The organism is Chitinophaga rupis (assembly GCF_900109685.1).
GTDB classification, from domain to species: Bacteria; Bacteroidota; Bacteroidia; order Chitinophagales; family Chitinophagaceae; genus Chitinophaga; species Chitinophaga rupis.
Genome location: NZ_FOBB01000005.1, coordinates 285,107 through 311,788 on the forward strand (window position 1 = coordinate 285,107; position 26,682 = coordinate 311,788).

General features: G+C 48.1%; 22 protein-coding genes. 11 read left to right on the top strand and 11 right to left on the bottom strand.

Translation table 11 applies throughout. The annotated features are described in order from the left end of the window. Positions 1-11 precede the first annotated feature (11 nt). The 4 genes from BMZ54_RS20655 to BMZ54_RS20675 all read left to right on the top strand — a co-directional run bounded on the left by BMZ54_RS20655 (position 12) and on the right by BMZ54_RS20675 (position 3,967). Positions 12-479 carry a DoxX family protein gene (locus BMZ54_RS20655; protein WP_089916602.1) on the top strand — a complete coding sequence of 156 codons (468 nt, stop codon included), beginning with the start codon at positions 12-14 and terminating at the stop codon, positions 477-479. 21 nt (positions 480-500) lie between these two features. After that, positions 501-941, top strand: a complete 441-nt coding sequence (locus BMZ54_RS20660) for a carboxymuconolactone decarboxylase family protein (protein ID WP_089916605.1) — start codon at positions 501-503, stop codon at positions 939-941. Between the two features lie 10 nt (positions 942-951). Then, complete coding sequence (locus BMZ54_RS20665) at positions 952-1,374, top strand: GNAT family N-acetyltransferase (protein WP_089916608.1); 423 nt, start codon at positions 952-954, stop codon at positions 1,372-1,374. A gap of 217 nt (positions 1,375-1,591) precedes the next feature. Beyond that, complete coding sequence (locus BMZ54_RS20675; RefSeq protein ID WP_089916614.1) at positions 1,592-3,967, top strand: ABC transporter permease; 2,376 nt, start codon at positions 1,592-1,594, stop codon at positions 3,965-3,967. On the opposite strand, the gene BMZ54_RS20680 is transcribed toward BMZ54_RS20675, so the two are convergent. Next, the gene (locus BMZ54_RS20680; RefSeq protein WP_089916615.1) at positions 3,968-5,308 is read right to left on the bottom strand and encodes a porin family protein; all 1,341 of its coding nucleotides are present in this window, start codon (positions 5,306-5,308) and stop codon (positions 3,968-3,970) included. A gap of 177 nt (positions 5,309-5,485) precedes the next feature. Here BMZ54_RS20680 and BMZ54_RS20685 point away from each other — a divergent pair, with 177 nt between their 5' ends. Both BMZ54_RS20685 and BMZ54_RS20690 read left to right on the top strand, forming a co-directional pair. Then, positions 5,486-6,340, top strand: coding sequence for a 2OG-Fe(II) oxygenase (locus BMZ54_RS20685; RefSeq protein WP_238386637.1), 855 nt, complete (start codon positions 5,486-5,488; stop codon positions 6,338-6,340). Positions 6,341-6,545: 205 nt separating this feature from the next. Further along, positions 6,546-7,130 carry a PhnA domain-containing protein gene (locus tag BMZ54_RS20690; RefSeq protein ID WP_089916620.1) on the top strand — a complete coding sequence of 195 codons (585 nt, stop codon included), beginning with the start codon at positions 6,546-6,548 and terminating at the stop codon, positions 7,128-7,130. Between the two features lie 229 nt (positions 7,131-7,359). On the opposite strand, the gene BMZ54_RS20695 is transcribed toward BMZ54_RS20690, so the two are convergent. Genes BMZ54_RS20695 through BMZ54_RS20705 form a run of 3 tightly spaced genes read right to left on the bottom strand, consistent with a single transcriptional unit; the run spans position 7,360 to position 9,297 of the window. Then, positions 7,360-7,929 carry a hypothetical protein gene (locus BMZ54_RS20695; RefSeq protein ID WP_089916623.1) on the bottom strand — a complete coding sequence of 190 codons (570 nt, stop codon included), beginning with the start codon at positions 7,927-7,929 and terminating at the stop codon, positions 7,360-7,362. Next, positions 7,926-8,465 carry an RNA polymerase sigma factor gene (locus BMZ54_RS20700; RefSeq protein WP_089916625.1) on the bottom strand — a complete coding sequence of 180 codons (540 nt, stop codon included), beginning with the start codon at positions 8,463-8,465 and terminating at the stop codon, positions 7,926-7,928. The genes BMZ54_RS20695 and BMZ54_RS20700 overlap by 4 nt, the downstream gene beginning before the upstream one ends. 7 nt (positions 8,466-8,472) lie before the next feature. Then, complete coding sequence (locus BMZ54_RS20705; RefSeq protein WP_143081086.1) at positions 8,473-9,297, bottom strand: hypothetical protein; 825 nt, start codon at positions 9,295-9,297, stop codon at positions 8,473-8,475. A 212-nt stretch (positions 9,298-9,509) separates the two neighbouring features. Here BMZ54_RS20705 and BMZ54_RS20710 point away from each other — a divergent pair, with 212 nt between their 5' ends. Continuing rightward, positions 9,510-9,959: a lipocalin-like domain-containing protein gene (locus tag BMZ54_RS20710; RefSeq protein WP_089916631.1), complete on the top strand. Its 450-nt coding sequence runs from the start codon at positions 9,510-9,512 to the stop codon at positions 9,957-9,959. 221 nt (positions 9,960-10,180) lie between these two features. On the opposite strand, the gene BMZ54_RS20715 is transcribed toward BMZ54_RS20710, so the two are convergent. Beyond that, on the bottom strand, positions 10,181-11,035 hold the full coding sequence (locus BMZ54_RS20715; RefSeq protein WP_162277625.1) for an AraC family transcriptional regulator: 855 nt from the start codon (positions 11,033-11,035) through the stop codon (positions 10,181-10,183). Between the two features lie 150 nt (positions 11,036-11,185). Between BMZ54_RS20715 and BMZ54_RS20720 the strand changes: the two genes are divergently transcribed. The 4 genes from BMZ54_RS20720 (at position 11,186) to BMZ54_RS20735 (ending at position 15,849) form a co-directional block, all read left to right on the top strand. Beyond that, positions 11,186-12,715 carry a sodium:solute symporter family protein gene (locus tag BMZ54_RS20720; RefSeq protein WP_089916642.1) on the top strand — a complete coding sequence of 510 codons (1,530 nt, stop codon included), beginning with the start codon at positions 11,186-11,188 and terminating at the stop codon, positions 12,713-12,715. An 18-nt stretch (positions 12,716-12,733) separates the two neighbouring features. Continuing rightward, the gene (locus BMZ54_RS20725; protein WP_089916645.1) at positions 12,734-13,672 is read left to right on the top strand and encodes a dihydrodipicolinate synthase family protein; all 939 of its coding nucleotides are present in this window, start codon (positions 12,734-12,736) and stop codon (positions 13,670-13,672) included. Positions 13,673-13,998: 326 nt separating this feature from the next. After that, complete coding sequence (locus tag BMZ54_RS20730) at positions 13,999-15,081, top strand: TIGR03118 family protein (protein ID WP_089916648.1); 1,083 nt, start codon at positions 13,999-14,001, stop codon at positions 15,079-15,081. A gap of 111 nt (positions 15,082-15,192) precedes the next feature. Continuing rightward, the gene (locus tag BMZ54_RS20735; RefSeq protein ID WP_089916651.1) at positions 15,193-15,849 is read left to right on the top strand and encodes a DUF4272 domain-containing protein; all 657 of its coding nucleotides are present in this window, start codon (positions 15,193-15,195) and stop codon (positions 15,847-15,849) included. 6 nt (positions 15,850-15,855) lie between these two features. Here the strand turns inward: BMZ54_RS20735 and BMZ54_RS20740 are convergent, their stop codons facing one another. Genes BMZ54_RS20740 through BMZ54_RS20765 form a run of 6 tightly spaced genes read right to left on the bottom strand, consistent with a single transcriptional unit; the run spans position 15,856 to position 26,675 of the window. Next, positions 15,856-17,508 (bottom strand): sodium:solute symporter family protein, encoded by a 1,653-nt coding sequence (locus BMZ54_RS20740; RefSeq protein WP_089916656.1) that lies wholly within the window; start codon positions 17,506-17,508, stop codon positions 15,856-15,858. 17 nt (positions 17,509-17,525) lie between these two features. After that, entirely contained in the window at positions 17,526-20,081 is a 2,556-nt protein-coding gene (locus BMZ54_RS20745; protein ID WP_089916662.1) for a glycerophosphoryl diester phosphodiesterase, read from the bottom strand. Positions 20,082-20,102: 21 nt separating this feature from the next. Then, positions 20,103-22,382 carry an FAD-dependent oxidoreductase gene (locus BMZ54_RS20750; RefSeq protein WP_089916665.1) on the bottom strand — a complete coding sequence of 760 codons (2,280 nt, stop codon included), beginning with the start codon at positions 22,380-22,382 and terminating at the stop codon, positions 20,103-20,105. Between the two features lie 2 nt (positions 22,383-22,384). Then, entirely contained in the window at positions 22,385-24,370 is a 1,986-nt protein-coding gene (locus tag BMZ54_RS20755; RefSeq protein ID WP_089916668.1) for a glycoside hydrolase family 2 protein, read from the bottom strand. Beyond that, entirely contained in the window at positions 24,367-25,179 is an 813-nt protein-coding gene (locus BMZ54_RS20760; RefSeq protein ID WP_162277626.1) for a sialate O-acetylesterase, read from the bottom strand. Before BMZ54_RS20760 ends, BMZ54_RS20755 begins: the two co-directional genes overlap by 4 nt. Beyond that, complete coding sequence (locus BMZ54_RS20765) at positions 25,176-26,675, bottom strand: RagB/SusD family nutrient uptake outer membrane protein (protein ID WP_089917145.1); 1,500 nt, start codon at positions 26,673-26,675, stop codon at positions 25,176-25,178. The genes BMZ54_RS20760 and BMZ54_RS20765 overlap by 4 nt, the downstream gene beginning before the upstream one ends. Between the last annotated feature and the right edge of the window lie 7 nt (positions 26,676-26,682).

A 26,682-nucleotide genomic window follows, 5' to 3' on the forward strand; every position in this document is an offset into this window, starting at 1 on the left:
AACAACAGTATATGAAAAGCAATTACGCATACGTACAGCTCTATCTTCGTTTAGCCATAGGCGCCAGTTACCTGGTAGCCGGGCTGGATCGCTTTGGCGTATGGGGCCCGCCGGGCGGCGCCCGCATCAGCTGGGGCGACTGGAGCCATTTCATGCAGTACGCCGGCCAGCTGCTGTCCTTTTTACCGTATAAGATGGCCGAAGTATTTGCCGCCATCGCCTCTGCTGCGGAAATTATTTTTGGCGCATTGCTCATCATTGGGCTATGGACCCGCTGGGCCGCCATTGGGAGTGGGATATTACTCTTCACTTTTGCGCTGTGTATGACGCAGGCCTTTGGCATACAATCGCCGCTTAATTATTCCGTGTTCACTGCCAGCGCAGCCAGCTTGCTGCTGGCCTGCTTACCGGCATATAAGTGGAGCCTGGATGCAATGCGCAGCAGGCAAAAAACTACGTATCAAACCAACAATATCTGATAAAATTAAAACCGTAAGACGATGTCAAGATTCTTAATGGGTAAAGTGCAACCCGCTGCGTACACCGCAATGCATGCACTGGACAAATTTATGCAGGAAAGCAGCATTAATAAAAACCATTACGAGCTCATTAAAATAAGAGCTGCCCAGATCAATGGCTGCGCCTATTGCGTAAATGCCCATACTAAAGAGGCGCTGAAGCTGGGTGAGAACCCGCAAAAGCTTTACCTGGTAGGTGTTTGGCGCGAAGCTACCAACGTGTTTGACGAACAGGAGCAGCTGGTGCTGGCTATTACAGAAGAAATAACCCTCATTCACAATCATGGCTTAAGCGATGAGCTGTATAATAAAGCGATCGCTGTATTTGGCGAAGTAAAAACCGCTGAGATCATTATGGGTGCTATTACCATTAATGCATGGACCCGCATAGGCGTATCTCTTAATATGCAGCCTCAAATTTAAATCAACAGATATGCACCAGGTAAAATTTGCACAAAGCGAAAAAGAGATCAACGACTGCTGGGAAGTGGTGCAAACCCTGCGCCCTCATCTTAACCAGGATCATTACCTGCAGCAGGTAAAGGAAATGCAGCAGGAAGGGTACCACATGCTATACATAGCAGGGAAAGATAAGGTAGCTGCCTTTGCCGGTTACCGTAACCTGTATAACCTGCTGTTTGGACGCTTTATTTATGTAGATGACCTGTGCACCCTGCCGGAATACCGTGGTAAAGGCCATGCTGGCGCGCTGCTGGATTATGTAAAGGCATTGGCTAAGGAAACCAATAAAACAGCCATAGTGCTGGATAGCGGGTTCCAGTTAAATGATGCGCACCGTTTGTACCTGAACAAAGGGTATAAATTATCGGCCCATCATTTTATGCTCAAATTTTAATGAGTCTCCTTCCGCTGATCTATAAAAAGCTGTCTTAAAAGTAAAATTCTAAGGCAGCTTTTCATGTGCCGGTGAATTTTTGAAACCGGACAGCCATGTACTATAACCGGACATTTCAAGCCCTGATCCTTCATGTAAATCATTGATAAGCAATTGTATCCCTTTCTGGCATTTTTTTGGTGCTCACGCCAGTATTCCCCTGATTTAATACCATACAATGCTCAGAAATCATTTTAAGATCGCAGTGCGTAACCTGATCAGGAACAAGGCGCATTCATTCATCAATATCACAGGGCTGTCTGCCGGTATGGCCATTACAATGCTCATAGGCCTGTGGATCTGGGACGAGCTCTCATTTGATAAATACCATCAGCACTATAACACCATTGCGCAGGTAATGCAAAGTCAGACGATAAATGACGAAGTAAGATCACAGGTGCAGGTGCCAATACCATTGGGGGAGGAGCTGCGGATGACCTATGGAAGTGAATTTAAAAGAGTGGTAATGTCATCCATGCCTGAAAGCCATATCCTGGCAGCAGGGGAAAATAAATTCGTAAGAACCGGGAATTATATGGAGGCCGGCGCGCCGGACCTGTTTGCATTAAAGATGCTGAAGGGCTCCGGAAACGGGCTGAATGATCCTGCATCCATATTGCTTTCCCAATCTACCGCAACGCTGCTGTTTGGCAATACAAACCCCATAAACAAAACGCTGAAATTTGATGATGAGCAAAGCCTGACGGTTACCGGCGTTTATGAAGACCTGCCACGTAATACCACCCTGAATAATCTTTTATTTATTGCACCCTGGAAGCTGATGCCCAAATTAGAAAAGAACCTTCAGAACTGGGGCAATAACGGGTGGCAGATCTATGTGCAGATGGCAGATAATGTTGATGTGGATAAGGCCTCCCTGAAGATCCGGGACGCCAAATCTAATAAGGATAACAGTGAGGAAAGGTTTAAGCCCGTCATTTTCCTCCATCCCATGAGCCGCTGGCATTTATATTCAGAATTTAAGAATGGTGTGAATACCGGCGGAAGGATCCAGTATGTTTGGCTGTTTGGTATTATTGGCGTTTTTGTATTGCTGCTGGCCTGCATTAATTTTATGAACCTGAGCACCGCCCGCAGCGAAAAACGTGCAAAGGAGGTAGGCATACGGAAAGCGATCGGATCATTGCGCACACAGCTGATCTATCAATTCTTCAGTGAATCATTGCTGGTTGCTTTCATCTCATTTATTTTCTCTTTGTTGCTGGTATTTTTATTACTGCCCTTCTTTAATGAGGTAGCAGGAAAAAAATTGTCTATCCTCTGGGTCAATCCTGTTTTCTGGATAACAGGGATCGGTTTCAGTCTTCTCTCAGGCATCATTGCAGGTAGTTACCCGGCCCTTTATCTCTCCGCTTTTCAGCCGGTTAAAGTATTAAAAGGTACTTTCAAAGCCGGCCGTCTGGCCGCTGTTCCGCGCAGGGTGCTGGTAGTGCTGCAGTTTGCAGTATCTGTTATACTGATCATTGGTACCATTGTTGTTTTCCGCCAGATCCAGTTTGCCAGGAGCCGGCCGGTTGGTTATAGCCGGGATGGATTGATCAATATAAAGAACCTGACCCCTGATATTTACCAGCATTTTGCCGCATTCCGGGAAGATCTTATCAGGACCGGCGCTGTAACCGAAGCAGCAGAATCTTCCACACCGGTAACGGAATCAAATAATGAACAATCAAATTTTGACTGGCAGGGCAGGGAGGCGAACGGTAATAACCAGGGCTTTGCAACCGTAGGCGTATCCAAAGAATATGGGAAAACAATCGGCTGGCATTTTGTAGATGGCAGGGATTATCAGACAGGGCCGGAGGGTGCCGATGCACTGGCTTTTGTGGTGAATGAATCAGCGGCAAAGCTGATGGGATTCAAAAACCCTGTTGGTGAAACGGTACGCTGGATGGGCTATACTTTTCATATTATCGGCGTAACAAAAGATATGGTCATGCAGTCGCCGTTCGATCCTGCTTTACCTACTATTTTTTATATGGCTCCCTGGAAGGTGAATGTGTTAAATATCAGAATAAACCCTGCAGCCAATGCTGCTGATGCGCTGAAAAAAATTGAGCAGGTATACAAACAATATAATCCCGGCCAGCCTTTTGAATACAAGTTTGCCAGCGATGAATATGCCCGGAAATTTGATGTGGAAGAGCGTGTGGGAAAGCTGACAACCTTCTTTTCCATCCTGGCCATTTTCATTTCCTGCCTGGGTTTGTTTGGTATGGCATCTTTTATGGCGGAGCAGCGTACAAAAGAGATCGGCATACGCAAAGTGCTGGGCGCCTCTGTATTGAATGTATGGGGATTGTTATCCAGGGAATTTGTAATGCTTGTGCTGGCAGCCCTGCTAATTGCAACGCCGCTTGCTTATTATTTTATGCATATCTGGCTGCAGCGTTACCAGTATCGCGCAGATCTTTCATGGTGGATCTTTTTTGCAGCTGCTGCCGGGGCTTTGCTTATAACCATCTTAACCGTAAGCTATCAAAGCATTAAGGCAGCGCTCATGGATCCTGTGCGAAGCCTGAAAACAGAATAACTACATGCCACCCATTACCATCCTTGCCGGGTAAATGCGTAAGAACACTTCCAGCGCCAAGGGGTTTTTACCGTACAGGCTATTCAGGCGCTCATCCGCATGGTATATGCTGAACTGCCCGCCAACAGCCATATTCACCGGTTTTACATGCAGCAGGTCGTAGCTTACGCCGGCAACTATTTCATTCACCGGGAACAAAGTATGCTCCCCGTATATGCCTTTGTTAAGATCTAATTCTTCAACGGATTTCTGTACCCATTCATACCGCATATAAAAGGCGGCCCGCTTACAGTTAATGGATGCTTCTGCCAGCGCAGCGTTTTCACCGTCGTGCCCTTCACTTTTGTTTAAACCCCATAAGGCAGTAGCATTAAACGTGCTGTGCTTACTTAAAGGATAGCTGGCTATGGCCGATGCAGTAGTACGGTGCACATTTTCATCCGGGTGCAGCGCTTCCGGCCCTTTTACATAAGCATGGGATACCTGTAAGGCCCAGTTGGCAGTGGGGTTATAAGAGAAACGCCCGCTCCAGGAATCAAACCGCGGTTTGTCAAAGCTGTAGCGGTTTTCATTGGGCTCCCGGCCGGTAAAGGAAGAGGCTTCCAGCTTAAAATTATCATAGCGGTAGCCTACCGTCACTACGCCAAAGGTAATATGCGTACCATCGTTCCAGTGGTGGGTAATGGGCGCATCCGGCCCATTCAGGGAAGAAGGCCGGTGCATAAATGCTACGGAACCTATGGAGGGTTCGCCGGGGTATCCCACGTAAATAAACACATCTGACCTTTTGGATAATGCCTGCGTATACCCTACGGATAAACCGGAGAACAGGTCATGCGGGTGCTGCCGGTCCACCAATGCCTTACCCTGCCAGCTTTCACCGGATTGAAATAACAGCGGGTAACCGTTACCGTTTTCCGTGATCCGGTCAAGCGACAGCATTACCTCATAATGGAATAAGCCGTTCTTACCCACTTTTCTTTGCGCCATTAACATCAGCCAGTTAGGTGCATCAAATTGGTCATCGCCCCGGCTGCCCTTATTAGTAAGGTCCTGTTTGGTATAACGGAGAAAAATGTTCCCATGGATCATATACATCCACTTGTTGCTATGCACCATGTAACCATACATGGGCGATGCATCCGGCAGCCAGCCCGTACCGGATCCATTGCGGTTCATGGGCAGCTGCAGGGAAAAGGCATGGCTCATGGGAGGGCCGTCATGCATACCATGCATATTCTGCATACTCGTATCATTGTCCGTCATATGATGTTCATGCTGGGCAAAAACACTCAATGAAGCTAACATCCAGCCCAGCAGCAGTAGAAATCTCTTGCGCATAACAGGGTTTTAAAATAAAGCAGAAATTATTATACCACAATTGCTTCCGTAAGCGTTTTTCTTAACATAAAGACAATTTACATCTAATAATTTCTTTCTATATCTTGGGGCTTAAACCTTTTTTTGCCCGCATAGCCACAGCGGCTATATTTGTTATTAAATTAAAATGTTCGAACCTTGCAAACGACTTACATTGATACTAAGGAAGTAATAGATCTGCAAAAATGGAACAGTGAATTACCCATCCTGGGTAAGCAATACCAGGAAGCCAGCCCTTACCCGCATATCGTGCTGGAAAATTTTCTGAACCCGGCTGTGCTGGATGCCTGCATTAAGGAATTTAATGAGCTGAATAAGGCAGATGGCTGGATCAATTACGTACACTACAACGAGAAAAAGAAAGGGCTGAATAAGCTGGATATGCTGCCGGCCACCATTAAACATACTATTAACGAGCTGAACTCACCGGCGTTCCTGCAGTTCTTAAGCACCCTTACCGGCATTGATAACCTGCAAAAGGACGATCACCTGGAAGGCGGTGGCATTCACCAGTCCGGCCGGGGCGGTTACCTGAACATTCATGCAGATTTTACCGTACACCCACACCACCGCAACTGGCAGCGCCGGGTAAATGTGCTGGTATACCTGAATAAAGACTGGCAGGAGGAGTGGGGTGGTAAGCTGGAGCTGTGGGATACGGAAATGAAGGCCTGCGAAAAAAAGGTGCTCCCCGTTTTTAACCGCTGCGTGATCTTTAATACAGATGCAGATTCCTACCACGGCCACCCGGAACCCATGACCTGCCCGGAAGATCAGTTCCGCCGTTCCATAGCCTTGTACTATTATTCCGTGGAAGATAAACCTTTCCGCAGGGCTACGCATTATATGGCCCGCCCCGGCGAAGGCAAAAAGAAATTCATGGTAAAGCTGGATAACGCCATGGTAGCCACGTACACGGAGATCAAAGGCTGGCTGGGCTCGAATGATAAGATCGTGAGTAATATACTGCGGTTCCTTTCCAGGAAAAAATAATTAATAATGAAGAATGCGGCTTTACCGCACAGTTACCTTATAGCATTCCCTCGCCCAGGCGGGGGAATGTCATTTTATGTAATGCTGCATTCGATCATGGGTATTGTGTATTTAAAGGGTTACACAATAGTTTTTATTTGCGTGCAAATGCAATACAGATTTTTAAAATATCAATGTACCTTCGTCTCCATTTTATAATCAGCACATGAAACTCGAAGAACAGCTCCTGGAGCGAAGTGGAAACAAATGCGAAATATGTCAGTCGGCCGGCCCTTTAAAGCCCTATGAAGTGCCGCCTGCTGCGCAGAACAATGCAGATAATATGATCCTGATCTGCGATAAATGCCGTATGCAGCTCGATAAAAAAGAGGAGCCTGACAGCCAGCACTGGCGCTGCCTTTCAGAAGCCATGTGGAGCGAGGTACCCGGCGTGCAGGTAGTAGCCTGGCGTATGCTGAACCGCTTACGGTCAGAAAGCTGGGCAGCCGACAACCTGGAAATGATGTACCTGAGCGATGAAAACCTTAGCTGGGCCAAGCTTACCGGTGATCATGAGAATGATGGCACCGTAGACCTGCATAAAGACTGCAATGGCGCACAGCTGCAAAACGGCGATTCCGTGATCCTTATTAAATCGCTGGATGTAAAGGGTTCAACACTGAATGCCAAAATGGGTTCAGTCGTAAAGAACATCCGCCTGGTAGAAGACAATACAGAACAGATCGAAGGAAAGATAGAAGGACAGCAGATCGTGATCCTCACCAAATATGTACGGAAACAGAATTCCTAAGCCCGGGGGGCTTAGGAATTAATTAAACTTTTCATTACCGGTATTCGTTGGGGATACTTTTGTCGCCAGGATGGATTCAAAGGCCGATCGAAAACAAAGGGGTACTGGTTGTTCACAACCTGCTTTGAGCAGGTGAGGCTAAGCAAGCCGGTGATCGTAAAGATCGCTGATGAGATCAAAACATTTGCCCAATTTCAACCAGTGCCGGGAGATTATTCTTAAAAAGTTATTAATTTTTGCCGGAGATCTTATAATCATCCGGCGTAATCCCCTTCACCCCCTTCGGCTTTTTATCCACCGGTTTAATGCTGATGGAATCAGGACGGTAGCCCTGGATCCTGTCGTAACGGAAAGCTTGTGAATCTACTTTAAGGGGCGGTACATCCTGTACCGGCGCCGGTTCTGCACTAATGCTGTCTTTTACTAAGGGGCTATCTTTTTTAATCTTTAAAGGCTTAACAGGAACCGCTTTCTTTTCAATGTCTTTGATCATTGTGCTGGTATCCGGGGCAGGCAATGGCGCTTCCGCAGCCGGTATGTTTTTAGGCGGCGCTGTATGCTCCGGTGCGGGATCTTTATAACTATAATACCAGAATAAAGCGATAGCCGCCACCGTTATTCCGGCAAAACCATACCAGCCTTTACCGGTAAATTTTTGAGCAGGCTTTTCCTTTGGTGTATCCACAACCGCATCCAGCTGCATTTCAATGCTGGCCCAGATGCTGTCGGACATATCCGGCACAGGAACCTCATCCAGCTTTGCTGCTATTAACTTTTCGTATGGTGTGGTTGTGTTCAAATCTTTATTGCTGTTAATTTTTGTTGGAGGATCTTCCTGGCTTCGCTCAAATGCCATTTACTGGTGCCTTCGCTTATACCCAGCTGCGCTGCTATCTCTTTGTGGGCATAACCGTCAATGGCATACAAGACAAACACGGCGTGGGTAGCCGGCGGAAGCTGCCTTACCAGCTGCAGTATAGCGGCTGCATCTGTTTTTTCGATAACGCTGTTGTTAACAAATGGCTCTTCCGCCACTTCCAGCTCAAGACTGGTAAAGCGGCTGTGTTGTTTTATATGATCCAGTGCTTCATTAATGACGATCCTTTTCAGCCAGCCATGGAAATTCCCTTTTGCCGCATCGTAAGTGTGCATGCTCCTGAACATCTTTACAAAAGCGTGGGCCACAATATCAGCCGACTCGTGCTCGTCGGCAGCATAACGCATAGCAATCCCTATCGCAAACCCATAAAGCTGGCGGTATAGCTGCTCCTGCGCTTTTCTGCTGCCATTCCGGCAATCGGCAATGATATTATTTAGATCCTGTTCCAGCCCCACAAATGAATTACCATTTAGCGTCGTTCACTTTCCTTGCAAAGATTGCTGTTCCTATGGCGGCTATATTTAATTTTTCCGCTCCATCCAGCTCATTGTAAAACCAGATATCCCGGTCAATCAGATCAATGATGGCCACTACACCGCCACTGGTGCTTAATTCATAGCCAGATAGCATTTTGAACGGCAGCTGACCTGTTCTGCCATCAGGCGTTGTTGTTTTTTTAATGCTTAATGGGTTTATAAAAATGGTATCGCTGCCATTGGTTGCCAGCCCGCTGTCTTCCTGCTTTATGAAAGTAAATGGATTGTTATCATGTTCCGCTGCGCGGTCGTAGATATTGGTCATCAGCAGTTCCCAGTTTTTGCTTTCCTGTGTGGTATCGGTGCTGATGATGGCGGAGAATACATACTTGTGCTGCTGCAGCACCTCAAAAGGGTTGAAGATCTTTGTGCCGTTAATACCCTCAAAGTCCACCGCTTTGGTAAGCTCTTTTTCGTCGGCGTACACGGCCACATCATTTTTTCCATCTGTTAACATATAACGGAACTTGGCTTTTTCCTTGCGTACCGTTTCCACTTTCTGAACGCCGATCTTGTTCCATAATAAATTCTCCAGGAAAAAACCGCGTCCTCCCCAGCCGGGATATTTTAAATGGATGCCTCTTTTTATCTTGGAAGTGGTAAAATTCGCAAACGACATCCTGTTGCCTCTTGCCCCGCTTACATGCTGCATGGTAGCCTGCTGTTTAAATGCTTCCGGTATAGAAAGCTGTATGGTAGTACTACAGCTCATTAAACAGGCCACTCCAATCGCCGGTATTATACTTTTCATTTTATTTCCAAAATGCCGCAATTTATTCTATTTAAGTGATGAATGTTGTTCCAGGGCAGCCGCCGCATTATTATTACAACTTTGGTGGGATGCCTCTATAACAGGTAATACCCCCGTTTTTTGATAAAGGTTGGGTAACCCCAAAAAAATATTTTTCTTTTTTCAGCCCAACCTTTCAGACCGGTAAGGGGGTATTACTGTAAACAAAACATATGAAAACATCTACAATGAAATGGTTTTTTATGGTAATGGTATCCGGCAGCATGCTTTTCTCCTGCAAGAAAGAAGAAGAAAATAACAGCCCGGCATGCGGGATCAGCCTGGCCGGCCTTTCCGGTTCCTACAAGCTTACGGCTTTACAGTACAGGTCCGGTGCAAATGCTACCCCTCAGGATTACCTGGCTTCTATGGATGACTGTGAAAAAGACAATATCCTGGTGCTGAACAGTGACGGCACCTATGATTACAAGGATATGGGAACCGTTTGCACAGATGCCGACAACCCCGCACATGGCACCTGGGCGGTACAGGGCAATACTTTAACCAGCGATGGTGTGCTCAATGGCACGGTTGCCAGCTATGACTGCAAAACAATGGTGTATTATATAGATAATGCAATTGAAAAGGGCGACCGGCTTACCTATACCATGGTGAAGCAGTAAGAATTAACAATTAAGAATTAATAATTAATAATCGCAGGGAGATATTGCGGGTAAGGCTGGTGCTGCATTATTATTGTTCTTGCTATCTTATTATCTATTAAATGCCAATACCGTATCGCGCAATTGCAATACGGTATTGGCATGATTAATTAAACGAGAATGAAGTACCACAGTTAAGCGAACTCCTGCATCCATTATTATTAATTATTCATTCTTAATTATTAATTATCCCTGAAGTTCTTCGGCGCCACGCCCATCACCAGCTTAAACGCCCTCGAAAAAGTATAGGCATCAGCGTAGCCCATTTGCCCTGCAATTTCTTTTACGGTAAGCTGCGTTTCCTTCAGCAGCTGGCTGGCTTGCTGCATACGCAGGGAGGTGAACAGCTGGATAGGGCTATACCGCGTTTTTTCTTTGAACAGCGCCGAAAGATAAGAAGGGGAGAGGTGCATTTCCTTCGACAGGTCTGCCAGTGTAAGCGGCTGATCCAGCCGCTGTTTCATCAGCTGTATGCATTGCTCTATAATATTATCAGCCCCTTTTTTCATGTAATTGAATACTGTAAGCCGGAAAGTGCCCAGGAAGCTGTAAAAGCGGAAGTTGGCGTACAGCAGGTTTTCAATATTATTCATCAGGTCAAGGTGATGCAGTATATCATCAAATTGCGCATTGCGGCCCACCAGCGGCGGAATGGTGCGCGGTTTCATGCCGTTGCCCAGATAGCTGAAAATATCATCCGCCAGCCTGCCGGAGAATTGTACGGTATAAATGCGCCAGGGCGCCTGTGGGTCGGGCCAGCAGCGGAAGCGCGTATTTTTCGGGATCACCAGGTACTGACTGGAATGCACCCTGCTCTTTTTTTTGCCCGTTTCCAGCCAGCCCTTTCCCTGCGCAGCATATACCAGGGTATATACCGGCGCCCCTTTGGGCTCGCTGATCTCTTTTGCAACATGCTCCGGATAGAACCCCATCGCTGTTATAAAAAGGTTCTTCCCAAGCGGATGCTTTTCCAGCTTGCGTTTCAGATGATCCGGTAAGATCCGGGTAATGGGAGCGCTGATAGCCAGTTGATTCATGTGGCAGTAATTTAAGCCATCCTTTTCATAATTGAAAACATTGTTTGCCCCGTAAAAATTGGCAACCTTCGCATAGGGAACCCAAAAGAATGTAAGGTCATAAACACCCTTTGGGGTCATCCCGTCCACGTATGAAAATTGGAAACTGATATGCACCAATTGCCATTAATTGACCTGGCTGTAATTGCTATTTACCTGTTGGGAATGATCCTTATTGGAGTGCGGTTTTCGCGGAAGAATAGGAATGCGGCACAGTTCACCACTGCATCGGGAACCATTCCCGGCTGGGCACTGGGGCTTTCTTTATACGCTACTTTTTTAAGCAGCAATACTTTCCTGGGAGTGCCGGGTAAGGCCTTTGGCAGCAACTGGAATGCGTTTGTTTTCAGCTTGTCCATGCCGCTGGCAGCCTTTATTGCAGCAAAATATTTTGTACCGTTTTACCGCAGAAGCGGGGTAGTAAGCGCATATACACACCTGGAGCGCCGCTTTGGCCCCTGGGCCAGAACCTATGCTACCGTATGTTTTATACTAATGCAGCTGGCGCGGATGGGCTCCATTTTCTTTGGCGCAGCGCTGGCCCTGCAGGCGCTTACGGGCCTGGATATGCGTACCATCATTTGTGTTGCAGGCGTCTGCATTATTATATACACGGTATTGGGTGGCATGGAAGCAGTGATCTGGACAGAGGTGCTGCAGGGCATCGTTAAAACAACCGGCGCAATTGTGATCCTGTGCCTGGTGATCGGCGGCATGAATAACGGGGCCGGGGATATTTTCCGTATAGGCATAGCCGATGGAAAATTTTCGCCGGGCAGTTTCAGCCTCAGTGATTTCAGCCATTCCACTTTCTGGGTGGTATTGCTCTACGGGTTCTTTATTAACCTGAATAATTTCGGAATGGATCAGAACTATGTGCAGCGTTACCATACTGCCCGCTCAGAGAAGGAAGCTTCCCGCAGCATCTGGTTATGCGTATACTGGTATGTGCCGGTGAGCATGGTGTTCTTTTTTATCGGCACTGCATTGTACGCCTATGCGCAGCAGCACCCGGAAGTATTGCTGGCCGTAAAGCAGCAGGCAGCGGCAGAGCGGCATGTGCCGGTAGCTTCGCTGCAGCCGGCGGATTATGGCGATAAGGTATTGCCCTGGTTTATGGTTAATAAAGTGCCGTCAGGGCTGATGGGGCTGATCATTGCTGCCATTTTATCTGCAGCCATGAGCACCGTCAGCAGCGGTATGAACAGTACCGCTACTGTGTTCCTGAAAGATATTTACCAGCGCTATATTAATCCGGGCGTTACGCCCAAAAGGGAAATGAACGTGCTGTATGCCGCCTCCACACTGGCCGGCGTGCTGTCTATAGCAGCCGGTATTTCAATGATAGGTGTAGGCAGCATCCTGGACATGTGGTGGGAGCTGTCCGGCATCTTTGCCGGGGGCATGCTGGGATTATTTCTCCTGGGTATGGTATCCGGGATTAAAAATGCTGCGGCAGCAACAGCTACTATCATCGGCATCCTGATCATTATCTGGATGTCTTTGTCCAAATACCTGCCTGCGGAATGGGTGCATCTACGCAGCCATTTACACGCAAACATGGTTATAGTGGTGGGCACCCTGTCTATATTCCTGGCAGGTATGCTGCTCACACGCCTGCAACGTATTAAAACTTCCTGAGTATAAAAACCGTTTGTTATGCAAAAGAAATTTGTCCCGGTGATGATCACCCCTTTTAACCTGAAAGCGCAGATCGACCTGGAGATGGTGGAGCACTTAATAGATTTCTACCTGGCTGCGGGTGTGAAAGGTTTTTTTGCCAATTGTTTGTCGTCCGAAATGTACAGCATCAGCGAAGACGAGCGGCTGGCGCTCACCAGCCATGTGGTACGTTATGTAAATGGCCGGGTACCTGTGGTGGCCACCGGTTCCTTTGGCCTTACCATAAAAGATAAAGCCCTGTTCACACAAAAGATCTATGATACGGGAGTGGATTCCGTGATCATGATCACAGGGCATTTTGCCAATATAGATGAGCCGGACAGCACGCTGCTGCAGCGTTTTGAGGAGCTGTTCTCCCTCACTGGCAATATTCCGCTGGGATTGTATGAATGCCCGGCGCCCTATAAACGCATCATCACGCCGGAAATACTGAAAACCCTGCTGGCCACCAACCGGCTTATTTACCACAAGGATACCTCCTGCAACGTGGAGCAGGTAAGGGCTAAGCTGGCGGTTACTGCCGGCAGCCGGCTGGAGTTCTACGATGCGCATACGCCTAATGCAGTTGCTTCCATGCAAATGGGAGCCGCGGGCATGTCCTCTATCTCCGGGAACTTTTATCCTGAAATACTGGTATGGCTGTGCAATCATGTGAATGATGAAAGCAGGCAGGATGATGTACGCTGGATCCAGTCTGAGCTGCAAAGGGTGGATCCGCTGATCCATGTGGCTTATCCGCTGAGCGCAAAATATTTCCTGCAGCAGCGGGGCATTCCTGTGCGCACCATCAGCCGCGCGCATGCGCTGGAGCTAACCCCGGAACAAAAACAGATCCTGCAGCAGATCCACAACGATTTTAAAGGATGGTGTGAGCGTTTACAGATCCAGCCGGCAGCAACTTTATTGCCGGCCTAGCAGATCAGGCTTCGCCTGTAACATAACCCTTTGCAGTAGCATACCGGCCGCCGCAAAGGGTTTTTTAATGCCGGTTAAAATATTATACCAGGCAGGCAACCCTTTTTAGAAAAACCTCGTAATATCCATGCCGCCCCAATTATGGCTTTATAAGTCCCTTTTACCCCAAGTACCTATCGCCTTGCATAATGCATCCTATGCTGTTCCAGTGAATAAGTTTCATCAATGAAAAATTCTTAATCCTTTAGATTGTATCATATGAATGGATAGCTGGCCTTCCCCGATGGTTTATGGAGTTTTATTTGTTCATCATTTAAACCTGTAAAATGAAACCAATGTTATTCAAAAACCTGTCCCATTTAAAAATGGGTGCGCTCTGTTTATGCCTGCTGCTTAGTACAGGTTGTAAGAAAATTGCGCAGCATTTTATTCCCAATGATTACGACCAAGTTAACCTGGTAGCGGATGTGTCGGGCTTTGGAGCAGCGCACATCGATTCGGGCCTGGTGAATGCCTGGGGCATTGCAGTAGCGCCCAGTGGCCCTATCTGGATCTCTGCTGCTGAAACAGGCCTTAGCCCTATCTACGACAAAACCGGCGCTACTTTAAGGCCTTCGGTTGCTATTCCCACACCTACGGATTCAGTTGGAGGAGCTCCTACCGGTATTGTATTTAACAATACCACAGATTTTGCTTTTTGGAAAGATAAGCAGGCTACCGCAAGCCGCTTCATCTTTGCTACGGAAGATGGTACACTGGCTGCCTGGGGTGGCGGAAATACTGCTACTATTGTTGCAGACAGGTCAGCATGGCATTCAGTGTATAAAGGATTAGCACTGGCAAAAGACGGCGGCAATAATTATCTGTACGCTACGGATTTCCGTAATGGCAAGATTGATGTTTTTGATAAGGATTTCAAGTATGTAACCGGCAAGCCTTTTCATAGCAGCGGCATTCCGCAGGGTTATGCGCCATTCAACATCAGGAGCATTGGCGGGTACTTGTATGTAACCTATGCTAAACAGCTGCTGCCCGAAAAGGAAGACGACGAGGCAGGACCAGGCAATGGATATATAGATATTTTCTGGCCAAATGGAATGCTGGTGAAACGTTTTGCAACAAGAGGGCCTTTGAATTCGCCCTGGGGCATGGCAGTAGCGGCGCCAGGCTTCTGTGCTACAAAAGATGTGATCCTGATCGGGAACTTCGGCGATGGAAGGATCAATATGTACACTACTTCCGGCATCTTCCTGGGACCTTTGAAAAAGGGATGGCAGCCCCTTGTTATTCAGGGATTATGGTCGCTGGAAAATAATGTGCCAATGGCAGATCCTGCACAGCTGTTCTTTACCGCAGGACCCGATGAGGAAGAGCATGGACTCTTCGGCTATCTGAAAAATAATCAATGAGCTTTTGAAGGAAAACAGTCTTACCCTGGAAGGTAACAGGGTAAGACTGTACTCCCGCATTTTGAGGAGGGCAATATTTGCTTTAAAATAATTTATTATTTTCATGCCTATATGGAAAGCAATAAATTATCACAAGAAGCGGAAGCCCGTAAAGCACGTACAGAAGCGCTGCTGCAAAGTAAAGGCGTTAAAATAAACCCCGGCCTGCCCCTTACCAGTAACGAAGAAGACATCCAACTCCGCACTAAGCAGGAAGTTATTGAAAGAGCCTACGCCCTTATGGCCACCGCTTCAAAAGGCGAAGGTGTGGAACAGGAAAGCGTTGAAGAATTTGTAAATAATAACGCGGTAAACGGCTTTTCCCCAAAAGAACGGGAGCTGTTTGAAAACCTGCGGCCCGGGGAGCAGGCCATTATCAGCGCCATGTGGCGCTATGAAAGCCTGAATGCTATTTTATGGTCACTAGGTTTTGTGGAAGAGTTATCTTTTCCCGATGAGGTAAGTGATGTATTTAAGGTTGTGGAGATCATGACAAGCCAGCCGCGCGCCGCTTTAGAGCAGCAGGCAAAGCTGCGCAGCAAAGCGGAGATCCTCGAAGAGCTGGATAAAAGCTACCGCATGCACTGGGCTTGCGTAGATGCCGGTACACGGGCTGAGGAAGAAAGCTGTGGTCTTAACACTAATGTGGTGCACGAACGTTACTATACCCTTAACTGGCTCACCTGCTATCAGAATTCAGACTGGGACGATGTAAAAACAGATCTCTGAACCTCATTACGCCCTTGCGGAACGGAACAAGGGCAATGAGCAAAGCGCTATAATCAGCCCTGTAAAAAAAGCCACACCGCCGCCGGTAGCCACAAGGCCCAGCATGGCTATACCTGCACCCACTATAGCAATGGCGGAGGCAATCACTTTCATTCCAAAAATGTTCTGGCTCCTGGCATCCATGTCCTGCACGGGTGAATGGGTAGCCTTTACCTCCGAAGTTTGCAGCAAATAAGGCGCAGCTTCTTTTTTGGCAAGCAGGTAATAAATTTCCCAGCATAGCAGCACAAACACGGGAATGCCTACACCCAAAACTGTTTCCCACATGCGATCCAGCTTGTGGCCTAGGAGCTCAGTGCCAAAAAGCTTTAAGGCAAGGCTTATCACCAGGCCGCATAATGATGCGCTGATCACCGATGTACCGGTTTGCCGCCTGGAATATAAGGTCCAGATAATAGGTGCAAACAATGCGCCGCCTGCTATGGAGGCCGTGCTCAGTACCATTTCAACAATACCGCCTATCATGGGTACCATCATGGCAATGGCAATCGTAATAAACCCAAACAGCACAGTAAAGAACCTGGCCGCCCGCACCAGCGTTTTTTCTGTAGCCTGCTGGTTAAACGCTTTCTTATATACATCATGTGCAAACACCACCGCCATTATATTAATGGTGGTATTGGCCTTGCTTGCGCTGGCGGAGATCATACCTGATAACACAAGGCCTATCAAACCTGCGGGCAATACCTGCTGGCAAAGCATCATATAAGCGCCTTCCGGCTGCAGGCCGCTGAGGCTGGGGTTAATAACCCGGTATAACATAGGGGGCAGCATCCATATAAAGGGGCTCACCAGGTAAAGGATGGTGAACAGCCAGGCTACTTTTTTTGAATTGCGTTCAGTGGAAACGCTGGTGTAGCGTTGCACATATGCCCAGTTGCCGCCAATGTATACGGTTTGATAGGCAAGGAACGCCAGGAAGAATCCAAAGGAATATTCTGAATTAAAGAAGTTGAAAAAGCCGTCCGGTGCCTTATTTACAAAAGAATGTACGCCGCCTGCCTCCTTAAAGGCCATTGGAATCACGATCATTACTGCTGCCGTAAGGATCACAAACTGCACCACATCCGTTACCAGCACTGCCCATAAGCCGCCCGCAGAAGTGTAGAGCACAATAATGCCGCCAATGATCAGGATACAGGTGTTCAAAGAAAGGGGAGTAGCTACGCTCACCATTTTACCAACAGGATACAGCACAGAGGCCGTGGTAAAAAGGCCATGCAGCATAATAAGAAAGGTGTAAAATTTTTGCGTGCCTGTCCCCAGCCTTTTACCAATATATTCCGCTGCTGTTACAGCGCCGGTGCGCTTCCATTTGGCGGCAATGAACAGCGCTACCAGCATGCCCCCAAATACCATGGTAAGCTGTATGCCGTTGGCAACAAAACCGCTTTTATAGGCAATGGAGCCCCACACCACAAAGGTGCCGGCAGAAAAATAGCTGATGAATAAAGAAATGCTATTGATCCACCACGGCGTAGCACCGCCTGCCTCAAAAAAAGCCGATGAATTCTTGCTGCCTATGCGGGTGAACATCATGCCAATGCCCAGGATCAACAAAGCAAAAACGCCCATTACTATAAAATCCAGTTGCCCCATTCTAGTGATTTAGGTTGTTAGTTTATCATCAATACTTTTATGCCGTAGCCGTCCAGCGCTACCTCCAGCTCACTGGCTGCCTGCAGCTGTTTATTGGCTGTCAGGTCCGTTATTGCGCTAATCTTGTCAATATTCAGCTTCACATGGCTTTTCAAGGGTTCGCCAATATCATTCATCAGTATTACAAACATATTTTTTTTATCGCTGCTACGGGCAAGAATATACTCTGTATTTGGATTGCTGCATTCAACAAGGCCCTGGTGGTTGATCAGGCTGGCCTCATTTCCATAGATGCTGCCTGGCGCAAAACCATACGATTCATGCGGCCCCACCTTGGGTGTAACAAAGCCTCTGGGGAAAGCAACCTGGTTGCCGGAGCGCAGCTGTGCTTCAGACAGCAGGTAATCCGTGATCCATCCTATTTGCCACCATGCATGGTGCGGGTAAGGGCCTGCACCTTTATTCATGGCATTCCAGTAATAGGATGCAACGCTTGTTTTAGCATCCACAAATGCATCCCTTCCAATGGCGGCCGCCCTGGCCATTTCAATAAAAAGGCTGTCGCCCGTTAGCTGGAACATGCGTACAAACATACCTGCATGGCTGCAAAGCATAATGGGGCCTGCGCCGTTGGCTGAGCCAATAATGCCGCCGTGCTCAAAGCTCAGGCCTGCCTGCGAAATTTGCCAGTCCCGGCGCGCAATACCATTCACCTGCTTCATTTTTTCAGAGGGTACCGGCTGCGTATAAATGGAGGTCAGGTACATGCGGGCGGTGCTGATAGCGGCATCCTGGTATTTTTTATCCTTTGTAAGATCGTAGAGGTCCAGTAATGCCTGCGCAGATTGGGCGGTTGCAAAATCCGGCGCATAACGCGCATCCCCGCACACGCCTATGAAATGGCCTTTGTTCACCGCATTTTGAATAAACCAGTCAGCGCCTTTTTTAGCTGCGGTTAAATATTTTTCATCTTTCAATACCCGGTAGGCAACCAATAGACCGTAGAACGTAGGCCGCAGGTCTTTAATATCCGTGAAAAGCGGCTGCTGCGTGTGCCGGTCATAGGCTACTTCCCAGCTGCCATCCGCTTTTTGCCAGTTCATTAACAGCGCTGCGCCCAGTGCCAGCCTTTGCTTTAGCGTATCATTGCCCGGTTCAAATAACAGTATATTACCTATGTCCAGCATTACATAATAGGTAAGGCTTACCGGTTCCACAAAGTCGCCCCATTCTTCTGTAAATGTTTTGCTTTTGGCAAGATAGTACTGCCCAATGGCTGCGCCCTGGAAAAAGCCGGGGCCTGTTTGTTGCTGTGCAAGCTTAAAGTTTAAGGCAAAAGGCAGCACACTGTCTTTAAGATATTTATCATCGCTGGTGTTGGCAAGCATCCACATGGCCCCGTAATCTGCATTTTTTATGGCATCACGGTTTGAGCCTACCACGCCGCCCAGGTAAGATTGTCCGCCGATTGTAAGTCCCTGATATTGCTCTGTATTCCAGAGGGAAGTATGCCGGTCGCGCAGGTAGTGCTGCATATGCTCAACCCTGCTGGTAAGCGATTGCGTATTTTTCCGTAAGGCAAGCGCCTGCTTAAAATCATACACATCATTCACCGCATGGGTCAGCAAATGATACCATTCACCTTTGTTAAAGCTGTAACGGAATCCATAGCTGATATTATCTCCCTGCTTTTTCAGTGAGGTGGGCTCGCCCAGCACAGGATAATAAACAGTGGGTGAAAGCTGTGATCTCCTGTTCTTATGTGAAAGTGCCAGCTGCCATTTCTGATGCGTGTTCTTGCCGCTTTCCCAGGGATCCCTGCCAAGTCCCGGGTTGGGTATCACGGCAAAGGATATATTTTCTTTTGTGGTGATGATGGGGCAAAAAGTGCTGGCGCAGCGTTCCCGGTAAAGCACCGGCAGCTCCGGCACGCCCTGGCCATACGCATAGCTAAGCACCATGTTCTGCTGCAGCTCTTTACCCTGAAAATAACCGGGCATTACCGCCCATGCCATATCCTGCTGATCAACGGTTATTGCAGAAGGGCTTGAAAGGGAGTAGTAGCCATCCTTTTTACATTGCATTTCCATCTTCACCGTAATGTCGCCGGCAAATTGCGGGTCCAGCTGCCATGTGGCTGTAATAATGGCCAGCGCGGATGTATAGGTGAAAACAATTTGCGTGGCTGATACCTGTTTTGCGCCGGAAGGGTAAAAATGAAAAGCTTTGCCCGCAGTATTTAAGGCCACCGGCGAGGATGCCTGCTTCCAGGCATTGATCTGGTATTTGTAAGCCGTATCAGGCCAGGCTTTGCCATTAATGGTCTTAAAGATAGTGCCGTCGCTGTCTGCAGGTTTTTCTGCCGTGTACAGCAGGGTATATTCACCGGAGGGATGCGCTACCTGCTGCCATTGACCGTTAATAAAAAAACGCAGTCCGTTTATTTTCCAACCCTCCTTTGTTTGCTGCCATTGAATGCGCAGCTGTTTATTGGCAAGTGACAGGGTCTGTGCTTGTATGGTTACAGATAAAAATATTTGGATGCTTACAATAAGCAGGCATATCTTCTTCATAACACTTCATTAATTAACGCCTTATTCAAAGCAGCGTATTTCAAAAATAGCAGCCGGTGTATTGGCAGATGGATGTTCCGTTTTAATGCTAAGGCGGGACGTAACAACCGCGTCGGGAAGCTCAATCTCGTTCCTGGTCTGGTAATTTCCCTTTTTTTCATACACCTTGTTCCCGCTTTCATCAAAGATGGTATAATTACGCACGCAGAACGGCATTACATTTTCCGGGTGCGACATCAGCACAGATTCCATCGGGTGGTCAAGATCAGTATCAAAAGATAAAATAAGCTTTTTAATGCGCTTCGGTGCTGCCCACTGCAGCGTAAGGGTAGGGGCAGCATCGTTCAGATCCGCTACCCATGCATTGGGCTGCGTGGTAGGCCTTGCAACGCCGTTGCTGATATTAGCAGCAGCAAAAGCCCGTAAGGGACTGCCGAACTGCAGGGCAATATTTTGTCCTGCCGGCCTGCGCTGGGGGCACCAGAACTCAAAGCTGTCTATGCCAATGCCATCAGGCGCCTCCTGCTTACCATAGTTGGATACAGCCGGGTTAGTAGTGCTGAAAACCGACAGGATGCCCGTGATCCTTTTATCTGAGCGGCTGATCTTTACCAGTGGGTTCTTATGCAGCACAATAAATACATACTGCATTTGCTCAATAGCAGCATCGGATCTTAGCTCCACGCAATTTTTGCCGGGTTCAATGGCAAACTCAAATTGAGCGATAGTAGTATCCGGCGTATAGCTGCCCCTGCGTGAACTGATCCTTATTTCAGCACGCAGGGTAGTGGGCGCATCGCTGTATGCATGCAGCTGAATGGCCGGCAGCTTTCCTGCATTCAGCGGCACCATTTGCGCTACTGCAATATCAAGCGGCTGTGGTACGCTGTCTTCTTCCAGCCCGGAAAGCAGCAGCTCACTGCTGGCAGTAATTGTTGCCTGCTGTACAAGATCATCGGTGTCTTTTGCCACCACACCAGGAATATGTTGCCCGCTGCGCAGCAGTAATTGCTGCAGCGTAGCTACGTTACCGTTATCATTAAGCGCTGCAGGGTTGCATCCTAATGTTTTACAAAGTACGGCAGCCATGGCCGATGCCTGCGAAACATAGGCGCTGGTAGCCATTACGCGGCATGATCCGAATGCCACATGCGATGCGCTGATAATGCGCCCTGCCAGCAAAAGATTATTGATGTTCCTTGAATACAGGCTGCGGAAAGGTATCTGATAAATGCCCTTGCTGTGCCATTGGGTGCAGCCCGGCCCAGCGGCATAAATACCATCTGAAGGGTGCAGGTCAAGGCTCCAGCCACCAAAGGCTACGGCATCATCATGCAGGCGTTGTTCAACAACATCCTGCTGCTTTAACATATAGTCGCCTTCAAAGCGGCGGCTCTCCCTTTTGCCGGGTATCATGCCTACCCATTCAAGGGTCAGGGTTTCCGCTTCAGGGAAATTACCGGAGTTCTTAATATAGTTCCATACACCATATACTATTTTCCACAGCTCCCATTTTATTTTCTCTGTATCATGTACGGTATCCATACGCCCGCCGTATTCTATCCACCAAAGCTTACAGCCGTATTCCTGGGAGTTAAAGCTCCGGAATTTGGGGATCTGCGTAATATCCGTAAGCGCAAAGGAGGGGGGCGTAAAACGTACAGGCCTGCCCGTATCTTTTGAATAAAAGTAAAGGGAATGGCCCAGCAGCTCGCCATAGGCCTCTGTAGGTGCAAACAGCTCGTTGAATTCTTCCATGCTTTCTGCGCCCATTCTGAATGCTGCACCGGAAAGGAATCCTACCACACCATCGCCGGAGGCGTCACAGAACAGCGGCGCCTTTAATTCATATTCGGTCTGGTTCTGGCTGCAGTAAGCTTTTAAAGAGGCGATGGTGGCGCTGTCCTGCTTCTCTGCATGGTAAACAGTAGTGTTCAGCAATAAGGTGATATTAGGTTCGCTTACTACCTTGTCAAGTAATATCGCGTCCAGTATCACGGGGTTGCCTTCCGGGTTCCGGTACATGTTCTCCACCAATATCTCATCTACAAGGCCGCCTTCTCTTGCCCAGCGGTTGTTATTGCCCATGTGTGAGGTTGCGCCCAGGATCCATAAACGTATCTCGCTGCTTGCATTGCCACCCAGCACGCTCCGGTCCTGCACCAGCACTACTTTCAGTCCATGCCTGGCAGCGGTAACCGCACAGCAGATGCCTGACAGCCCGCCGCCTGTTACTACCAGGTCGGCTTCCAGTTCTACCAGCGGGAACGAACGTTTTTCTATGCTTTCTGATCTTATCATGGCTATTTAAGGGTTTTTTGGATGATGGTAAAACCGCCTGGTTTTATCAGCGCAATATCTGCTGCGCCCCCGGCCAGGGCAATATCCAGCAGCACGCTTTCACCGGGGTGCAATGTTTTTACAGGCATATAGGCGCCGTTGTATTTTAACTGGTAACCCTTCAGGGTATACGACGGAAAATCTTTTCTTGCAGTAATGCGGATGCTGGCATGGCCCGCAGTTTTATTAACCAGCTCAATAGTAGCGGGTGCAAATTCTTCCTGCCATGCGGTGTACATTCTCCGTAGGCTGCGGTCAGGTTCTATCAGGCCCCAGGGCCGATAGCCGTTTGCATTGGTGCCGGGAAAGCGGCTCAAATAATCGTTGAAGGTCCACACAGAGGCGCCTACTAAGAAATCGCATTGCCTGAAATCCTGCATAGCTTTTTTAAGATAGGCGATCCGTTCTTCCTCAGACTTAACCGCATCTGTTCTGATACCAAATTCACTTACATAAACAGGCTTTGAAGGATACAGCTCATGGATATGCTGCAGGATCTTTAAGTGATTCCCGTAAATATTCGCACTTACAAAGTCAACGTACTGGGAAGCTTCATCTTCCGGTTTTTTGATGCTGCTATGCGATAGGATCATGCTGGCAAAGGTGAGCAGGCGAGAATTATCCAACGATCTTACATAGCTGCTCATATCACGTACCCAGGCTTTACCCTCTTCTGTTTGCGACTGAAATTCATTACCTACGCTGTAAGCAATTACGCAAGGATGGTTCCAGTCGCGCTCCATCATTTCCCGCATCTGTGAGCGGAACTTATCACGCATCCCGCTATCACTCATTTGTTTGCCGGTCATTTGCCAGTTGCCTGCTTCCTCAATGATCAGCAGTCCGTGTTTATCTGCCCAGTCAAGCAGGCCTTCCGCCACCGGGTAATGGTTAATGCGGGAAAGCTCCATGCCACCGCTTTTGATCAGCGTAAGGTCTTTTTCCAATACTTCTTCCGGGTCCATGGAACCATAGCCGGGATAGTCCAGCGGCCGGTTGCAGCCGCCCATTTTTATGGGTTCGCCGTTCAGTAAAAGCTGGGTGCCGCTTACTTCAACTTTCCGGATGCCAAAGCTGGTTTCAATAGTATCCCTGCCGCATGTGATTGCTGCGCTATACAATGCAGGCGCATCCGGGTGCCATAGGCTTACTTCAGATGCAGGCATGGTGCCCGTTAGCTCCACGGATGTAACCCCGCCTGGTTCCACCTTCACGGATTGCGGTTTAAAACGGATGCTGCTCTTTACGCCATTGCGGTAAATGCCCGCGCTAACAGCCTGTGTAAAGGCAGCGGTGCCACTGTTCCGGATAAATGCTTTTATGCTGATGCTTGCATCTCCCTTTTTCAGGTCAGGTGTGGCAATGATCTTACTGTTGCTGATATATGCCGCGGGCCGGGTAATAAGATGTACCGGCCGGGTAATACCTCCGTAATTGATCCATGGGTATAACTGGCGTTGGTTGGCGCCTGAATAAGGAACATTGGTTTTGGCGCCGGGTATGGTAGTGGTATCCCAGGAATTATCCACTTCCAGCGCCAACGTATTTTTGCTTTTAAGCAAGGTAGTAACATCAAATTCAAACGGCGTATAGCCGCCTTCGTGGGTGCCCACCAATACGCCGTTCAGCCATATTTTTGACTTGTAAAAAACAGCGTCAAATTTCAGGAACACATGGTCATCGCCGGGTGTGGCGGCCTCAAATTGCTTAAAGTACCATGCTGTGCCGGTATAAAAAAAGTACCGGGCATCTGTGGAAAAACAATGCGGCACTTTTACCTTATCAAAATTACCGCTTGCGAATGAAGTGTCGTTCCAGTGTTCCTGTTCTCCCACCTTTACCGGGTCTGTGGCAAACGTCCATTCACTGTTTAAGCTGTTATCAGTGCGGCGCTGCCCAAAGACTAAAAGTGGAATGCTCAGTAACAAACAAAATAGTGTTCTCTTCATGGTTTCTTTTTTTCTTTAAGTACAACCTGTTTTGCAACGGCTGATCCAATATCGTTCAATGCGGTTTGGTTATAATGGATCTCATCTTTCATCCATCCCTTTTCTTTAAAGCCTCCTGTTTCCCGGTACACAATAAAAACATGTTTCATTTTCCCTGCAACATTTTCCTGCGCTTTACGGATGGCATCAAAGCCCTGGGAAGGATGGTTCAGGTAATAGCCGGTTTGTATAATATAAAAATTCAGCTCCTTGCCCAGCGCTGCTCTGAATTGATTGATCAGCAATGTTAGCTGCTGCTCATATTCTTCTGCAGTGAGCTGTTGTGCATTCACTGCATTGGCATCCCGTTCCCCCTGGCTCCATAAAATTCCGGCAACCGGCAGGCCTGTTTTGCGGGCAGCCGCCCTGGCCTTTATAACAGCGCTGTCAAACAAAGGCAGCCTGCCCCAGTTGTCCCAGGTACCATAGTTGCTTAATTCGGCTTTATAGTGGCAGGAGCTGCCGCCTCTTGCTGCTGCTACAATCACTACCTGGCTCCCCGTAAGGTCATGGTACGCTTTTGCAAAAGCCGGCCAGGCGCTGCCGCTGTTTGCTTTTTGGAACTGCAGCTCAGCGTAGCCAACGGGGTCTTTTAAAGGAACCAGCGCATCACCTGAATACCTGTATTCAAGGGCAGTACATTGTACGGAAGCAGTACTGTCGCCCATGCCAACAGCATTGCTTTGGCCGGCTGCCAGGAACAGCGTTTTATGCTGCGCCATTGTAGTCTGTAAAGTAAGCAGGCAAATAAGCAATAGCATCCACCTCATTTCCATTCAGGATTTTGTTCCAGCTTCGTGTTAGCATTGATCTCATCCAGCGGAATAGGAAAGTAGCGGTTCTTTGGCTGTGGTGCACGGGTAGGGAATACATCATTCACCACTTTTGGAATTACCTGTAAAAAGGTGTTCGTCCGGGTGAGGTCATACCAGCGGTCGCCTTCCCCAAAAAGCTCCCAGCTGCGTTCCTGTAATACGGAATCAACAAAGGCCGCCTTGGCAAGTCCGGTAGTTAAGCCGGGAAGGCCGGCCCTGTTCCTTACCGTATTAATATAACCATATGCCTCAGTGGATGGACCGTTTTGCTGCGCAGAAGCTTCTGCAGCGATCAGATAAACATCCGCCAGGCGCAGAATGGGTATGTTAGTGGCTCCGCTGCCGCCAACAGAGTTCGGATCCATATATTTTTTAACCAGCACGCCCTGTTTCGTAATGGGCGTAATATCTTTCTGATGTACTATCTGCCCCAGCTTGTTGATATAAAAAGTGTCCAGCAGCAGCCGCCTGCGGTCTGCCGGGTTAAATGAATTAAAGAAGGATTGATAGGCAAATGCAGAGCCAAAAGAGGTCACTGCATATTGCGGCCCGTCGCTGTTCTTAGGGCCATATAAGCTAATGATCTGCGTAGAAAAACCCGGAGAAGTGCTTTCACATTCAAAAGCCCACATGTTTTCCTGTCTTGCTGCATCTTCTTTGGTAACATTATACACATCCAGTACATCCGGCATCAGGCTGTATTTGCCGGAGCTTAGTACCTGTTTTGCTTTGTCCAGCGCGGCTGGCCAGTCCTGTGCATACAACGCTGTTTTTGCATACAGCGCCATGGCCACTTCTTTTGAAGGCCGGCCTTTCTGGATATTAGCAGAATAAGAAGGCAGCCTGGAAATAGCCTGGTCCAGGTCCTGGTAGATCTGTTTAAAAACATCCGGCTGCAGGGTTTTGCCTATGATGGCAGTATCAATGCTGGTACTGGGAGTGGTTTTAACCACTATATCCCGGAAGTTCTTGGTCAGCATCCAAAAATAAAAGGCCCGCATGTAATACGCTTCTCCAAGAATAACATTTCTTCTGGCAGTGTCCATATTGACTGCCGGTACGCGCAGCAAAACCCAGTTTGCTTTTTCAATACCCTGGTAGCAGGATTGCCATATTTGCTGAGGCGATTCATTCTGCCTGTTAAAGCTTTTTTGCGTAGTGTAGTTAGGATCATAGCTGAATAAGGTGTAGGTATCCCTGCCAACTACGGGGCGGGGATAGATCTGATCTGCGCTGAAGTCAGATGCACCTGTGGCCGCGGTAAGGTATAAATTAACCATAGGCCCGTAAACCGCTGTTAACGCAGCTTCTGCATCTGATGCCGTTTTATAGAAATTGTCCGTGAAAATGGAAGAGTAGGGTTGTTCATCGAGCTTGTTGCAGGATGTATGCACAAGCAGCAGCAGTAATAAACCACCCAGCAGGTATTGTATGTTCTTCTTTGTTTGCATATACATC

Bases quoted from the DNA above. Each gene is read 5' to 3' on its own strand.
- BMZ54_RS20655 (WP_089916602.1), top strand. From the start codon at position 12: ATGAAAAGCAATTACGCATACGTACAGCTCTATCTTCGTTTAGCCATA.
- BMZ54_RS20660 (WP_089916605.1), top strand. From the start codon at position 501: ATGTCAAGATTCTTAATGGGTAAAGTGCAACCCGCTGCGTACACCGCA.
- BMZ54_RS20665 (WP_089916608.1), top strand. From the start codon at position 952: ATGCACCAGGTAAAATTTGCACAAAGCGAAAAAGAGATCAACGACTGC.
- BMZ54_RS20675 (WP_089916614.1), top strand. From the start codon at position 1,592: ATGCTCAGAAATCATTTTAAGATCGCAGTGCGTAACCTGATCAGGAAC.
- BMZ54_RS20680 (WP_089916615.1), bottom strand. From the start codon at position 5,308: ATGCGCAAGAGATTTCTACTGCTGCTGGGCTGGATGTTAGCTTCATTG.
- BMZ54_RS20690 (WP_089916620.1), top strand. From the start codon at position 6,546: ATGAAACTCGAAGAACAGCTCCTGGAGCGAAGTGGAAACAAATGCGAA.
- BMZ54_RS20705 (WP_143081086.1), bottom strand. From the start codon at position 9,297: ATGAAAAGTATAATACCGGCGATTGGAGTGGCCTGTTTAATGAGCTGT.
- BMZ54_RS20710 (WP_089916631.1), top strand. From the start codon at position 9,510: ATGAAAACATCTACAATGAAATGGTTTTTTATGGTAATGGTATCCGGC.
- BMZ54_RS20715 (WP_162277625.1), bottom strand. From the start codon at position 11,035: ATGAATCAACTGGCTATCAGCGCTCCCATTACCCGGATCTTACCGGAT.
- BMZ54_RS20720 (WP_089916642.1), top strand. From the start codon at position 11,186: ATGCACCAATTGCCATTAATTGACCTGGCTGTAATTGCTATTTACCTG.
- BMZ54_RS20725 (WP_089916645.1), top strand. From the start codon at position 12,734: ATGCAAAAGAAATTTGTCCCGGTGATGATCACCCCTTTTAACCTGAAA.
- BMZ54_RS20730 (WP_089916648.1), top strand. From the start codon at position 13,999: ATGAAACCAATGTTATTCAAAAACCTGTCCCATTTAAAAATGGGTGCG.
- BMZ54_RS20735 (WP_089916651.1), top strand. From the start codon at position 15,193: ATGGAAAGCAATAAATTATCACAAGAAGCGGAAGCCCGTAAAGCACGT.
- BMZ54_RS20740 (WP_089916656.1), bottom strand. From the start codon at position 17,508: ATGGGGCAACTGGATTTTATAGTAATGGGCGTTTTTGCTTTGTTGATC.
- BMZ54_RS20745 (WP_089916662.1), bottom strand. From the start codon at position 20,081: ATGAAGAAGATATGCCTGCTTATTGTAAGCATCCAAATATTTTTATCT.
- BMZ54_RS20750 (WP_089916665.1), bottom strand. From the start codon at position 22,382: ATGATAAGATCAGAAAGCATAGAAAAACGTTCGTTCCCGCTGGTAGAA.
- BMZ54_RS20755 (WP_089916668.1), bottom strand. From the start codon at position 24,370: ATGAAGAGAACACTATTTTGTTTGTTACTGAGCATTCCACTTTTAGTC.
- BMZ54_RS20760 (WP_162277626.1), bottom strand. From the start codon at position 25,179: ATGAGGTGGATGCTATTGCTTATTTGCCTGCTTACTTTACAGACTACA.
- BMZ54_RS20765 (WP_089917145.1), bottom strand. From the start codon at position 26,675: ATGCAAACAAAGAAGAACATACAATACCTGCTGGGTGGTTTATTACTG.